We start from the raw sequence: 12,655 nt of genomic DNA, 5'->3' as shown, positions 1-12,655 counted from the left end.
CCTCCCCCCGGTCAAGAAGCGTCATGCTCGACCTCATCTCCCCGCACGCCATCCTCCCGAACCTGAAGGCCGGCAACAAGAAGCAGGCCCTGCAGGAGATGGCGCGCAAAGCGTCCGAGCTGACCGGTCAGCACGAGCGGGCGATCTTCGACGTCCTGCTGGAGCGGGAACGGCTGGGCACGACCGGCGTGGGCCATGGCATCGCCATCCCGCACGGCAAGCTGTCCAGCCTGACCCGCGTCCACGGCGTCTTCGCCCGCCTGGAGCGGCCCATCGATTTCGACGCGATCGATGAGCAGCCGGTCGACCTGATCTTCCTCCTCCTCGCCCCGGAACAGGCGGGAGCCGACCATCTGAAGGCGCTCGCCCGGGTGTCGCGCCTGCTGCGCGACCAGTCCATGTGCGAGAAATTGCGCGGAGCCGAATCCGGCGACGCGATGTACGCGCTTCTGACCCAGCACGAGCCGACCCCGTCCAACTGACGGGCTACCGGTTCGGGGACAGCATGCCGGAAGGGCCGCCGCACGGGGACGTGCGCGGCCCTTTTTCTTTGCCGGCGGGCGCGCCGGTTGGTGTGAGGCCGGCTCGGCTGCTACACTTGCGCCACGCCGACCAGATCGACGGGGGGCCAAGGCCATGGGAAACGCGAAGCGCAAGCCCTGGATTTCGCCGCAGGACTATCTCGCCGCCGAACGGAGCGCCGAGGTGCGCCACGAGTATGTCGATGGCGAGATCTTCGCCATGGTCGGGGCGGACCGCCGGCACGCGACCATCGTCGGCAACCTGCTCGTCGCCCTGCGGCAGGCCGCCCGCGCCCGCGGATGCCAAGCCTACGCCAACGACGTGAAGGTCCGGGTCGAGGCGGCCAACGCCTTCTATTATCCCGACCTCGTCGCCACCTGCTCGCAGGCCGACGACGACCCCTATGTGGTCAAGGATCCGGTGCTGGTGGTGGAGGTTCTGTCCGACAGCACCGAGTCCATCGACCGCCGCGAGAAGCGGACCAACTACCAGAAGGTTCCGTCCCTGCGCGAGATCGTCCTGGTTTCCCAGACCGAGCGTCTGGTCGAGGTCTACCGCCGCGACGGCACCGACTGGCCTGCCGACATGGTGCGCGACGGCCCGGTCATGCTGGCCTCGCTCGACCTGACCGTCCCGCTGGAGGCGGTGTACGAGGATTGAAGCCCCCTCCCCCCGCCGGACACAATGCCGGGCGGGGGAGGAGGTCCATGCTCACACCCGCTCGGCCCAGCCCATGTAATTGACGTCCAGATCCCGTGCGTTCAGGCGGAACTCGTCGCTCAGCGGGTTGTACGTGATGCCGGTGAGGTCGCGTACGCCCAGCCCGTACGCGCGTACGGCGGCGTTCAGCTCGGACGGGCGCAGGAACTGGCGCCAGTTGTGGGTGCCGCGCGGCAGCCAGCGCAGGATATACTCCGCCCCGACGATGGCGAGCGCGAAGGATTTCGGCGTGCGGTTCAGCGTCGCCAGGAACAGCACGCCGCCCGGCGCCAACAGCTCGGACAGCGACTTCACGAACAGCGTCACGTCGGCGACATGCTCGATCACCTCCATCGCCAGCACCACGTCGAATTTTTCGCCGCTGGCGGCCAACGCCTCGGCGGTGGTGGCGCGGTAGTCGACTTCGGTGCCGGTCCCGGCGGCGTGGGCGGCTGCGGTGTGTACGTTCCTCTCCGACGCATCGACGCCGACCACGCTCGCCCCCATCCGCGCCATCGGTTCGGCCAGCAGGCCGCCGCCGCAGCCGATGTCGACCACCCGCAAACCGGCCAACGGGTTCGGCGCCAGCGGGTCGCGGCCCAGCCGCTTGCAGATGCTGTCGCGGATATAGGCCAGGCGCAGCGGGTTCAGCCGGTGCAGCGGCTTGAACTTGCCGGCCGGGTCCCACCATTCGGCGGCGATGGCGGAGAAGCGGGCGACATCCTCCGGATCCACCGTCCCGCCTGCGGCGGGTGCCGTCCCGCCTGAAGCGGTTGCGGACGCGTGCGGGAAGGCGGAGGACGAGGCGGGCATGGCTGAAAATCCATAAACGGGGTGGTGGGACGGGTGCGGGCAACTTGCCTCGCTTCCAGCGACGGAGTATGGATACGCCGCCCCGCGCCGGCAACGGTGGAGCGGGGGTGCGCACAGCCGACCCGCATGACCCAGACATCATGACCGGGCGGCCAGACATGGTGTGGGGTATGGCGCGGATCGTCCTGAAATTCGGAGGCACGTCGGTCGGCGACATCGACCGGATCAAGAACGTGGCCCGGAAGGTCGAGCAGGAAGTCAAGGCGGGGCATCAGGTCGCCGTCGTCGTGTCGGCGATGTCCGGCGTGACCAACCAGCTCGTCAAATACTGCAACGAGATCGACAAGCTGCACGATGCGCGCGAATATGACGCGGTCGTCGCCAGCGGCGAACAGGTGACCTCCGGTCTGCTGGCCATCGCCCTGCAGTCGCTGGGCATCCCCGCCCGCTCCTGGGCCGGCTGGCAGATTCCGATCCGCACCGACGAGACCCACGGCAAGGCGCGCATCGTCTCCATCGACACCACCGAGATGGAAAAGTCCCTGCAGACCGGCGAAGTCGCCGTGGTCGCGGGCTTCCAGGGCGTGTCGGGCGAGGGGCGCATCGCCACGCTGGGCCGCGGCGGCTCCGACACCTCGGCGGTGGCGCTGGCGGCGGCGGTGAAGGCCGACCGCTGCGACATCTACACCGACGTCGACGGCGTCTACACCACCGACCCGCGCATCGTCTCCAAGGCGCGCAAGCTCGACAAGATCACCTACGAGGAGATGCTCGAGCTGGCCTCGCAGGGGGCCAAGGTGCTTCAGACCCGCTCGGTCGAGATGGCGATGAACCACCGCGTGCGCGTGCAGGTGCTGTCGAGCTTCGAAGCGGCGGCGGGCAGTTCGCTTCCCGGAACCCTGGTTGTTGACGAGGACGAGATCGTGGAAAAGGAAATTGTGAGCGGCATCGCCTACAGCCGCGACGAGGCGAAGATCACCCTGGTCGGCGTCGCCGACCGCCCGGGTGTCGCCGCCGCCATTTTCGGCCCGCTGACCGACAACGCCGTCAACGTCGACATGATCGTCCAGAACGTGTCGGAAGACGGCAAGTCGACCGACATGACCTTCACCGTCGGCAAGGCGGACATCGCCCGCGCCGTCAAGGTGCTGGAGGACGCGCAGTCCTCCCTGAACTACAAGCGCATCGCCTCCGACGCCAACGTGGTCAAGGTGTCGGTCATCGGCGTCGGCATGCGCAGCCATGCCGGCGTCGCCCAGCGCATGTTCAAGGCGCTGGCCGACAAGGGCATCAACATCCAGGTCATTTCCACCTCGGAGATCAAGATTTCGGTCCTGATCGCCGAGGAGTATGCGGAGCTGGCGCTGCGCGCGCTGCACACCGCCTACGGCCTGGACGCCGCCTGAGCGCGGGTGGAGGCCCCGGTGCCGGGGACGGCGACAGCAGGGAAGGGCCGGCCATGACCGACGCCATATCATATGCGGCGGTCACGGAGTCGCCCCTGGGGACAGCCACCGGGGCGGCCTCCGCGGCCCGGGCCCGGCTCGACCGGCTCTGGCAGCGGGGACGGGCGTTCCTCGGCACCCGCACCGCCGTGATGGGCGGCGCCATGAGCTGGGTGTCGGAACGGCATCTGGTTTCCGCCATCTCCAACGCCGGCGGCTTCGGCGTGCTGGCCTGCGGCTCGATGGCCCCGGACCAGCTGGCGCGCGAGATCGCCGGCACGCGGGCGCTGACGGCCAGGCCGTTCGGCGTCAACCTGATCAACATGCATCCGGCGCTGGACCAGCTGCTCGACGTCTGCCGCGAGCAGGCGGTCGGCCATGTGGTGATCGCCGGCGGCCTGCCGACGGGCGCCACCCTGCGCCGCATCAAGGACGGCGGCGCCAAGGCGATGGCCTTCGCCCCCACGCTGGGCGCCGGCCGGCGGCTGGTCAAGCAGGGCGCCGACGCGCTGGTGATCGAGGGGACGGAGGCCGGCGGCCACATCGGCCCGGTTTCCACCACCGTCCTGGCGCAGGAGATCCTGCCCGAGCTGCGCGACGTGCCGGTGTTCCTCGCCGGCGGCATCGGCCGGGGCGAGGCGATCCTCTCCTGCCTGGAGCTGGGGGCATCCGGCGTCCAGGTCGGCACCCGCTTCGTCTGCGCCACCGAGAGCGTGGCGCATCCCAATTTCAAGCAGGCCTTCATCCGGGCCTCGGCCCGCGACGCCCAGCCTTCGGTCCAGATCGACCCGCGCTTTCCGGTCATCCCGGTGCGCGCGCTCGCGAACGAGGCGTCCAAGCGCTTCATGGAATTCCAGCGCGAGGTCATCGGCAAGGTCGATTCCGGCGCCATGAGCCGCGACGAGGGCATGCTGGAGATCGAGCATTTCTGGTCCGGCGCGCTGCGCCGCGCGGTCATCGAGGGCGACGTCGAGAACGGCTCGCTGATGGCCGGGCAGAGCGTCGGGCTGGTCACCCGCGAGCAGCCGGTGGCCGACATCATCGCCGAATTGATCGCCCAGGCCGAATCGGCGCTGGTGCGGCGGGCGGCCGATGAGGCATCGTTCGAAGCGAAGGCAGGGACGATGACGGAGCCGCCGGTGGGAGCGCTGTAGCGATGACCGACACCCTCGACACGGGAGCCGGCGACACGGGAGCCGGGGATGGGGGAGCCGGGGATGGGGGGCACCACCGGTTCGACGGCACCTCGTCGCGCCGGCTGCTCGCGCGGCTGCGCGACATCATGGCCGGGTCGGGGTCGGGTCAGGAACGGCTGGACAAGATCGTCACCCTGATCGCGGCGGAGATGAAGGCGGACGTCTGCTCCTGCTACATCATGCGCGCCGGCGAGGTGCTGGAGCTGTTCTCCACCGAGGGCCTGAACAAGACCGCGGTCCACAACACCCGCCTCCGGGTGGGCGAGGGCATCGTCGGCTACATCGCCGGCCATGCCCGCCCGGTGGCGATGGACAACGCGCCGTCGCACCCCAGCTTCGCCTACCGGCCGGAAACCGGCGAGGATCCGTTCCAGTCGCTGGCCGGCGTGCCGATCCTGCGCGGCAGCAAGGTGCGCGGCGTGCTGGTGATCCAGCACAAGGACCGCCGCCGCTATGTCGAGGAGGAGGTCGAAACCCTCCAGACCATCGCCATGGTCGTCGCCGAGCTGGTGGCCCAGAGCGAGCTGGTCAACCCGGTGGAGGTCACCACCACCGGCGATCCCGTGCTGCTGCCGGCCCGCCTGTCGGGCACGGCGATGAGCGCCGGGCTGGCCATTGGCCTCGCCGTCATCCACCGGCCGCAGCTGACCGTCCGCCAGATGGTGGCGGAGGATGCCGACGCCGAGCTGGAGCGCTTCAACGCGGCGCTGTCGACCATGCACAGCGCCATCGACGACCTGCTGGAGGCGGCGTCGCTGGCCGGCCTCAGCGAGCCGCGCGACATCCTGGAAACCTACCGGATGTTCGCCGAGGACCGCGGCTGGCTGTCGCGCATCCGCGAGGCGATCCGCGTCGGCCTGACCGCGGAGGCCGCGGTGCAGCAGGTGCAGAACGACACCCGCGCCCGCATGAGCCACCTGACCGATCCCTACATCCGGGAACGGCTGATGGATCTGGAGGATCTGACCAACCGGTTGCTGCAACATCTGGCCGGCAAGACCAACGGCGCCGATGCCGGCACCCTGCCCGACGACATGATCCTGGTCGCCCGCTCGATGGGGCCGGCGGAGCTGCTGGACTACGACCGCTCCCGTCTGCGCGGCCTGCTGCTGGAGGAGGGATCGCCGGCCAGCCATGTCTGCATCGTCGCCCGCGCGCTGAACATCCCGGTGGTGCAGGCCGCCGACGCGATGAACCGGATCGAGCCGCTCGACCAGCTGATCGTCGACGGCGACCACGGCCAGGTCTTCATCCGCCCGGCCGAAGACATCCAGATGACCTTCGCCGAAGCGGTGGCGCTGCAGCACCGCAAGGAGCAGATGTACGCGGAGATCCGCAAGTTCCCGTCGGTGACGCGCGACGGGGTGCCGATCTCCATCCAGCTGAACTGCGGCCTGCTGATCGACCTGCCGCACCTGACCGCCAGCGGCGCCGAGGGGGTCGGGCTCTACCGCACCGAGATCCCCTTCATGGTCCGCGCCTCCTACCCCGACGTGAAGGCGCAGACCGACCTCTATTCCCGCATCATGGACGAGGTCGGCGACCGGCCGGTCATCTTCCGCACGCTGGATGTCGGCGGCGACAAGATGCTGCCCTACATGACCGGCGGCGAGGAGGAGAACCCGGCGCTGGGCTGGCGGGCCGTCCGCATCGGGCTGGACCACCCGTCGCTGCTGCGCCAGCAGCTGCGGGCGCTGCTGCTGGCCGCCGCCGGCCGGCCGCTGTCGGTGATGTTCCCGATGATCGCCGAGGTGGCCGAGTTCGTCGCCGCCCGCCGCCTGCTGGATCTGGAGCTGAAGCGGCTGGCCGTCCAGGGCATCGCCCCGCCCAGCGGCCTGCGCGTCGGCACCATGCTGGAGGTGCCGTCGCTGTTGTGGCAACTGCCGGCGCTGCTGCCGCGGCTGGACTTCCTGTCGGTCGGCTCCAACGACCTGACCCAGTATCTGTTCGCCGCCGACCGCGGCAACCCGCGCACCTCGACCCGCTACGACCCGCTGTCGCCGTCGATGCTGTGCGTGCTGCGCCGGCTGGTGGACGAGTGCGCCAGGCACAAGGTATCGCTCAGCATCTGCGGCGAGATGGCCGGGCGGCCGCTCGACGCGATGGCGCTGATCGGCGTCGGCTTCCGCACCCTGTCGATGTCGCCGCCGTCGGTCGGGCCGGTGAAGACCATGCTGCGCTCGATGGATGTCGGGGCGCTGCGGCAATACATGAGCGGGCTCTACACCGGCGCCGACCACAGCCTGCGCGACAAGCTGAGAAGCTTCGCCAAGGACCACGGCGTCATCATCTGAGGAGGGCATCCCCCTCCCCCGCGCCCTCCGCCCACTTGTCACGCCCCGCATCCCCTGCCCCGCGGTCATTGCGGTTGCACCGCAGGGGCGGCATGTCGTACCCATTCCGCTTGCCGCATCCGTGCGGATGCCCCAGGCGCGCACGACCTTTCGGCGTATGCGCAAGTTGCGAGCAGATGGCGAGCCCATGGCCAAGCGCAAGCTTTTCGACGATTTCGATCCGGCCCCGCCCGGCCCCTCCGTCTCCGATACCCTGCGCACGACGCGCATGGCGCACGGGTACGACCTGCGCGACGTCGCGGCGATGCTGCGCATCCGCTACCCGTATCTGCTGGCCATCGAGGAAGGGCGGTTCGACGAGCTGCCGGGCAGCACCTATGCCATCGGCTTCCTGCGCTCCTACGCGGAATGCCTCGGGCTCGATCCGGACGCCATCGCCGCCCGCTACAAGGAGGAGGCCGCCGGCACAGTCCGCCGCCAGGAGCTCTACCTGCCGACCCCGGCCGCCGAAGGGCGCGCTTCGGGCGGAACGCTGCTGCTGGGCACGCTGGTGCTGGCCGGTATGGTCTATGGCGGCTGGTACTATCTGTCGGCCACCGACCGCTCGGTCGCCGATCTGGTGCCGACGCTGCCGGACCGGCTGGTCTCGCTGCTCGACGGCGTGCCGGCCAAGCCGGCGGGCCAGACGGCAGACCAAACCGGTGCGGTCCAGCCGGGAGCCGAACCGGCGCCCGTGATCGCCTCCACCGCGCCCACTCCGCCGCTTTCCGGTTCGCCGGCTTCCGGTCCGCCGGCCGCCTCCCCTGCCCCGGCGAGCCCCGCCCCGGCTTCGACCGCTCCGGCAACCTCGACCACCCTGGCCAAGCCGCCCCAGCCGGCGGCGGCGCCCAACGCCGCGACCGGCAAGCCGCCGCAGGTCGCCGCCACTCCGTCCCCCATCCCCCCCGCGGCCGTGCCGCCCGCCAACGCCCCTTCGGCTGCCGTGCCGCCGGCCGCCGCGCCGGGGACCGTCGCGGGGATTATCAACGTCCCGCCCCCGCCGGCCGAGGACGACGAGGACGCGTCCCCGCAGGATCCGACCCCGCTGAGCGCCGCGACCGCCCCGCCGGCGGCTCCGGCCGCTCCGGCGGCCACGGCGGCGGCGGCGGGGCCGGCCAACGGCAAGGTCTACGGCACGCTCAACACCAACGCGAAGCTGATCCTGAAGGCGACGCAGGAAAGCTGGCTGCAGGTCCGCGACGGCAACGAGATCGTCTTCACCCGGGTGCTGAAGCCGGGCGACACCTTCCGTGTGCCCGACAAGCCGAACGTGAAGATCCGCACCGGCAATGCCGGCGGCATCGTGGTGATGGCCGAGGGCGGGGAAAGCCCGCCGCTGGGGTCCGTCGGGCAGGTGCTGCGCGACGTCGGCATCGATTCCCACGGCGTGGTCCGCCGCTAGGCGGGGCGCGATCCGGGAAAGGCGCCAGCCATGCAATGGCGGCGCCCCTCCGATCCGCATCCCCCGGACGACTTGAATCCCGGCCGGCCGTCCGCACTTCTGGCCTGGGGCCGGCTGCGCTAGGATGCGCCGAGTCCGGCACCGTTCCGCTGTCTTGAGGCTTCCCGACATGTCCGTGCGCGCCTATCGCCAGATCCTTCGCCGCAAATCGCGCCAAATCCGCGTCGGCAACGTGCTCGTCGGCGGCGATGCGCCGATCTCGGTCCAGACCATGACCAACACGCCGACCACCGACGTGAAGGCGACGGTCGAGCAGATCCAGGCGGCCGAGCGGGTCGGGGTGGACATCGTCCGCGTCTCCTGCCCCGACCGCGAGTCGGCGCTGGCGCTGAAGGACATCGTGCGTCAGGTCAAGGTGCCGGTCGTCGCCGACATCCATTTCCACTACAAGCGCGCCATCGAGGCGGCGGAGAGCGGCGCGGCCTGCCTGCGCATCAATCCCGGCAACATCGGCTCGGCCGAGCGGGTGCGCGAGGTGGTGAAGGCGGCCAAGGACCATGGCTGCTCGATGCGCATCGGCGTCAATGCCGGCTCGCTGGAGCAGGATCTGCTGGAGAAATACGGCGAGCCCTGCCCGGAGGCCATGGTCGAGAGCGCGCTGACCCACGCCAAGATCCTGGAAGACAACGATTTCCGCGAGTTCAAGATCTCGGTGAAGGCGTCAGACGCCTTCCTGGCCGTTGCCGCCTACCAGGGGCTGGCCGACGCCTGCGACTACCCGCTGCACATCGGCATCACCGAGGCGGGCGGCCTGCGCGCCGGCACGGTGAAATCCTCCATCGGGCTTGGCATGCTGCTGTGGTCGGGCATCGGCGACACGCTGCGCGTCTCGCTGTCGGCCGACCCGGCGGAAGAGGTCCTGGTCGGCTACGACATCCTGAAGTCGCTGGGGCTGCGCCGCCGCGGCGTCACCGTGATCTCCTGCCCCAGCTGCGCCCGCCAGAACTTCAACGTCATCAAGACGGTCGAGCTGCTGGAGCAGAAGCTGTCCCACATCACCACGCCGCTGACCCTGTCGGTGATCGGCTGCGTGGTGAACGGCCCCGGCGAGGCGCGGGAGACCGACATCGGCCTGACCGGCGGCGGCAACAACACCCATCAGGTCTATCTGTCGGGCGTCACCGACCACCGGCTGAAGGACCAGGACATCGTCCAGCATCTGGTCGGGCTGGTCGAGAAGAAGGCCGCCGAGATCGAGGCGGCGAAGGCGGCTGCCGAAGCCGAGGCGGCGGCGGAGAGCGCGCGGGAGAGCGAGCGAGACGTGGCGCCGGCCGCGGAGTAAGCTGCACCGGAATTGGGCAGGAACAGCGACCAGCGGCGTGACCACCACCTCCTACCTCGTCATCGGCGCCAGCCACCGGACCTGTTCCGGAGTCGTCCGCGACCGCCTGTCCACCGACGAGGCGGAGGTCGCGGGCATGCTGGACCGGCTGCGCGCCGCCGGCGTGGGTCAGGCGATGTGGCTCAGCACCTGCGACCGGGTCGAGGTGCAGGCGGTCCATGAGCGCCCGAACGAAGCGGCGCTGGCGGTTGCCGAGGCGATGGCCGAGCGGGCCGGGCTGGCGACCGCCGACCTGGCGCCGCAGCTCTACACCCGCACCGGGATCGACGCGGTGCGCCACCTGTTCGCGGTCGCCTGCTCGCTCGACAGCCAGATCGTCGGCGAGCCGCACATCCTGGGCCAGGTCAAGGCCGCCCACCGCAGCGCCGCCGCCGCCGGGCTGACCGGGCCGGAACTGGAGGCGGTGCTGCAGGCCGCCTATGCCGCCGCCAAGCGGGTGCGCAGCGAGACGCCGATCGCCGAAGGGGCGACCTCGCTGGCCGCCGCCGCCATCCAGGTGGCGCGCGACCTGCACGGCGACCTCGGGCGCTGCGGCGCCCTGCTGGTCGGCATGGGCGACATGGGCGCCCTGGTGCTGGAGGGCCTGCGCGAGGCCGGGCTGCCGCGGCTGACGGTCGCGGCGCCGGTCGACCGGCGGGCGGAGGCGGCGGCGCGGCGGCTGAACGGGCATTTTGCCCCCTGGGCCGACCTGGAAGCGGCGATGACCGGCGCCGATATCCTGGTGACCGCGGCCGGGCTGGGGCGCTATATCCTGACGGCTCCGATGATGGAGGCGGTGCTGAAGCGCCGCCGCCGCCGGCCGGTCTTCGTGGTCGATGCCGCCATCCCGTCCGACGTCGATCCGGATGTGGCCGGCATGGACGGCGCCTTCGTCTACGATCTGGCCGATCTGGAGCGGGTGGCGCTGCAGGGCCGCGTCGGGCGCGAGGCGGCGACCCAGGCGGCCTGGATGATCGTGGACGAGGCGGTCGGCGCCTTCGCCCGCGACCGCGCCGAACGGGCGGCGGTGCCGGCGGTGGCGGCGCTGCGCAGCCATTTCGAGACGGAGCGGCGGCGGTTGCTGGCCGGGCATGGCGATCTCGACGCGGCGTCGGCGACGCGGCTGCTGGTCAACCGGCTGCTGCACGCCCCGTCGGAGGCGCTGCGGGCGCTTGCCGCCGACCGCAGCGGCGAGGGGCTGGCCGAGCGGGCCGCGGCCGAACGGCTGATGTTCCGCCTGTTCGGCCTGGACAGGCCCACCGGCGGCACCGGCCTGGAACTGAGTGAACGGGATAAGGACGAGCGACGTGAGCCTGGACGAGAAGTTCGATAAGGTGATGGCCCGGTATGACGAGCTGCGCGACACGCTTGCGGCCGGCCTTGCCGACTCGGGCGCCTTCGCCCGGCTGTCCAAGGAATATGCCGACCTCACCCCGATCGCCGGGGCCATCGCCGAGCTGAAGAAGGGCCGGGCCGAGGCGGCCGACCTCGCCGGGATGATCGCGGACATGATGGGGGATCCCGCCGCCGACGCCGAGATGAAGGCGATGGCCGAGGAGGAGTTCCGCGACCTGACCAAGCGCATCCCGGAACTGGAGCGCAAGGTGCAGATCTCGCTGCTGCCCAAGGACGAGGCGGACGAGAAGAACGCCATCCTGGAGGTACGCGCCGGCACCGGCGGCGACGAGGCGGCGCTGTTCGCCGCCGAGCTGTTCGAGATGTACCGGCGCTATGCCGGGCTGCATGGCTGGCGGTTCGAGGCGATGGACGTCAGCGAGACCGGCATCGGCGGCTACAAGGAGGCGACCGCCAACATCACCGGCCGCGGCGTCTTCGCCCGGCTGAAGTTCGAATCCGGCGTCCACCGTGTCCAGCGCGTGCCGGCGACCGAGGCGCAGGGGCGCATCCACACCTCGGCCGCCACCGTCGCCGTTCTGCCCGAGGCGGAGGAGGTCGACATCCACATCGACGAGAAGGATCTGCGCATCGACGTCTTCCGCTCGTCCGGGCCGGGCGGCCAGTCGGTCAACACCACCGACAGCGCGGTGCGCATCACCCACCTGCCGACGGGGCTGGTGGTGAGCCAGCAGGACGAGAAGTCGCAGCACAAGAACAAGGCCAAGGCGCTGAAGGTGCTGCGCGCCCGGCTGTACGACCGCGAGCGTGCCGAGAAGGACGCGGTCCGCGCCGCCGACCGCAAGAACCAGGTCGGCAGCGGCGACCGCTCGGAACGCATCCGCACCTACAATTTCCCGCAGGGCCGCGTCACCGACCACCGCATCAACTTGACGCTCTACAAGATCGACAAGGTGATGGCGGGCGAGGCGCTGGACGAACTGATCGACGCGCTGGTGTCCGAGGACGAGGCGGCAAGGCTGGCCGAACTGGCGTGAGCCTCCATATTTGGACGCTTCAATCTCCCTCTCCCGCCAAAGGCGGGGGAGGGTCGGGGAGGGGGCCGAGCACTTCCCAGATCATGCGCGCCACTCCGTCGGGATTGTTCAGCACATCGGTGTTCCAAAATCGCAGCACTCGCCAGCCGGCACCCATCATCCGCCGATCGCGTGCGGCATCGTACAGGGACTCCGCGTGCTGTCCGCCATCCGCTTCGACGACCAGCTTCGCTTCGATGCATGCGAAATCGGCGATATAGGGCGGAATGGGATGCTGGCGCCGGAAGTACCACCCGCCGATCTGGCGGCGGCGCAACAGGCTCCAGAGTTTGCGTTCGGCATCGGTGGGAATGCGGCGCATGCCGCGGGCTTGGGTGAGCGCGGTTTTCTTGGCACGTGGCATTGGTTTGTCGACGTTCGCCCCCTCCCTAACCCTCCCCCGCTCTCAGCGGACCTACGGTCCGCCTGTCG

Annotated in this window: 11 protein-coding genes; 9 read left to right on the top strand and 2 right to left on the bottom strand. The window is 70.3% G+C overall.

Annotation, left to right across the window (positions count from 1 at the left end; translation table 11 throughout):
• Window positions 1-23 precede the first annotated feature (23 nt).
• Together ptsN and ABMY26_RS14915 are read left to right on the top strand one after the other, a co-directional pair.
• Window positions 24-482 carry a PTS IIA-like nitrogen regulatory protein PtsN gene (gene ptsN, locus ABMY26_RS14920; RefSeq protein WP_045581472.1) on the top strand — a complete coding sequence of 153 codons (459 nt, stop codon included), beginning with the start codon at window positions 24-26 and terminating at the stop codon, window positions 480-482.
• 154 nt (window positions 483-636) lie between these two features.
• Complete coding sequence (locus tag ABMY26_RS14915) at window positions 637-1,182, top strand: Uma2 family endonuclease (protein WP_372398037.1); 546 nt, start codon at window positions 637-639, stop codon at window positions 1,180-1,182.
• 51 nt (window positions 1,183-1,233) lie between these two features.
• Here the strand turns inward: ABMY26_RS14915 and ubiG are convergent, their stop codons facing one another.
• A complete protein-coding gene (gene ubiG, locus ABMY26_RS14910) occupies window positions 1,234-2,034 on the bottom strand; it encodes a bifunctional 2-polyprenyl-6-hydroxyphenol methylase/3-demethylubiquinol 3-O-methyltransferase UbiG (RefSeq protein ID WP_372398036.1) in 801 nt (266 codons plus the stop codon).
• Window positions 2,035-2,204: 170 nt separating this feature from the next.
• Between ubiG and ABMY26_RS14905 the strand changes: the two genes are divergently transcribed.
• The 7 genes from ABMY26_RS14905 to prfA all read left to right on the top strand — a co-directional run bounded on the left by ABMY26_RS14905 (window position 2,205) and on the right by prfA (window position 12,184).
• Window positions 2,205-3,440 carry an aspartate kinase gene (locus ABMY26_RS14905; RefSeq protein ID WP_372399018.1) on the top strand — a complete coding sequence of 412 codons (1,236 nt, stop codon included), beginning with the start codon at window positions 2,205-2,207 and terminating at the stop codon, window positions 3,438-3,440.
• Between the two features lie 53 nt (window positions 3,441-3,493).
• On the top strand, window positions 3,494-4,633 hold the full coding sequence (locus tag ABMY26_RS14900) for an NAD(P)H-dependent flavin oxidoreductase (protein WP_372398035.1): 1,140 nt from the start codon (window positions 3,494-3,496) through the stop codon (window positions 4,631-4,633).
• A 2-nt stretch (window positions 4,634-4,635) separates the two neighbouring features.
• The gene (ptsP, locus tag ABMY26_RS14895) at window positions 4,636-6,969 is read left to right on the top strand and encodes a phosphoenolpyruvate--protein phosphotransferase (protein ID WP_372398034.1); all 2,334 of its coding nucleotides are present in this window, start codon (window positions 4,636-4,638) and stop codon (window positions 6,967-6,969) included.
• Between the two features lie 187 nt (window positions 6,970-7,156).
• On the top strand, window positions 7,157-8,410 hold the full coding sequence (locus ABMY26_RS14890) for a helix-turn-helix domain-containing protein (protein ID WP_372398033.1): 1,254 nt from the start codon (window positions 7,157-7,159) through the stop codon (window positions 8,408-8,410).
• Window positions 8,411-8,579: 169 nt separating this feature from the next.
• Window positions 8,580-9,752: a flavodoxin-dependent (E)-4-hydroxy-3-methylbut-2-enyl-diphosphate synthase gene (gene ispG / locus ABMY26_RS14885; protein ID WP_372398032.1), complete on the top strand. Its 1,173-nt coding sequence runs from the start codon at window positions 8,580-8,582 to the stop codon at window positions 9,750-9,752.
• 37 nt (window positions 9,753-9,789) lie between these two features.
• Entirely contained in the window at window positions 9,790-11,124 is a 1,335-nt protein-coding gene (gene hemA / locus ABMY26_RS14880) for a glutamyl-tRNA reductase (RefSeq protein WP_372398031.1), read from the top strand.
• Window positions 11,099-12,184: a peptide chain release factor 1 gene (prfA, locus tag ABMY26_RS14875; protein WP_045581463.1), complete on the top strand. Its 1,086-nt coding sequence runs from the start codon at window positions 11,099-11,101 to the stop codon at window positions 12,182-12,184. The genes hemA and prfA overlap by 26 nt, the downstream gene beginning before the upstream one ends.
• 19 nt (window positions 12,185-12,203) lie before the next feature.
• Here the strand turns inward: prfA and ABMY26_RS14870 are convergent, their stop codons facing one another.
• Window positions 12,204-12,587 carry an endonuclease domain-containing protein gene (locus ABMY26_RS14870; RefSeq protein WP_372398030.1) on the bottom strand — a complete coding sequence of 128 codons (384 nt, stop codon included), beginning with the start codon at window positions 12,585-12,587 and terminating at the stop codon, window positions 12,204-12,206.
• Between the last annotated feature and the right edge of the window lie 68 nt (window positions 12,588-12,655).

Source organism: Azospirillum sp. HJ39 (genome assembly GCF_041507355.1).
Taxonomy (GTDB): domain Bacteria; phylum Pseudomonadota; class Alphaproteobacteria; order Azospirillales; family Azospirillaceae; genus Azospirillum; species Azospirillum thiophilum.
This window is presented reverse-complemented; position numbering and strand designations above follow the sequence as displayed.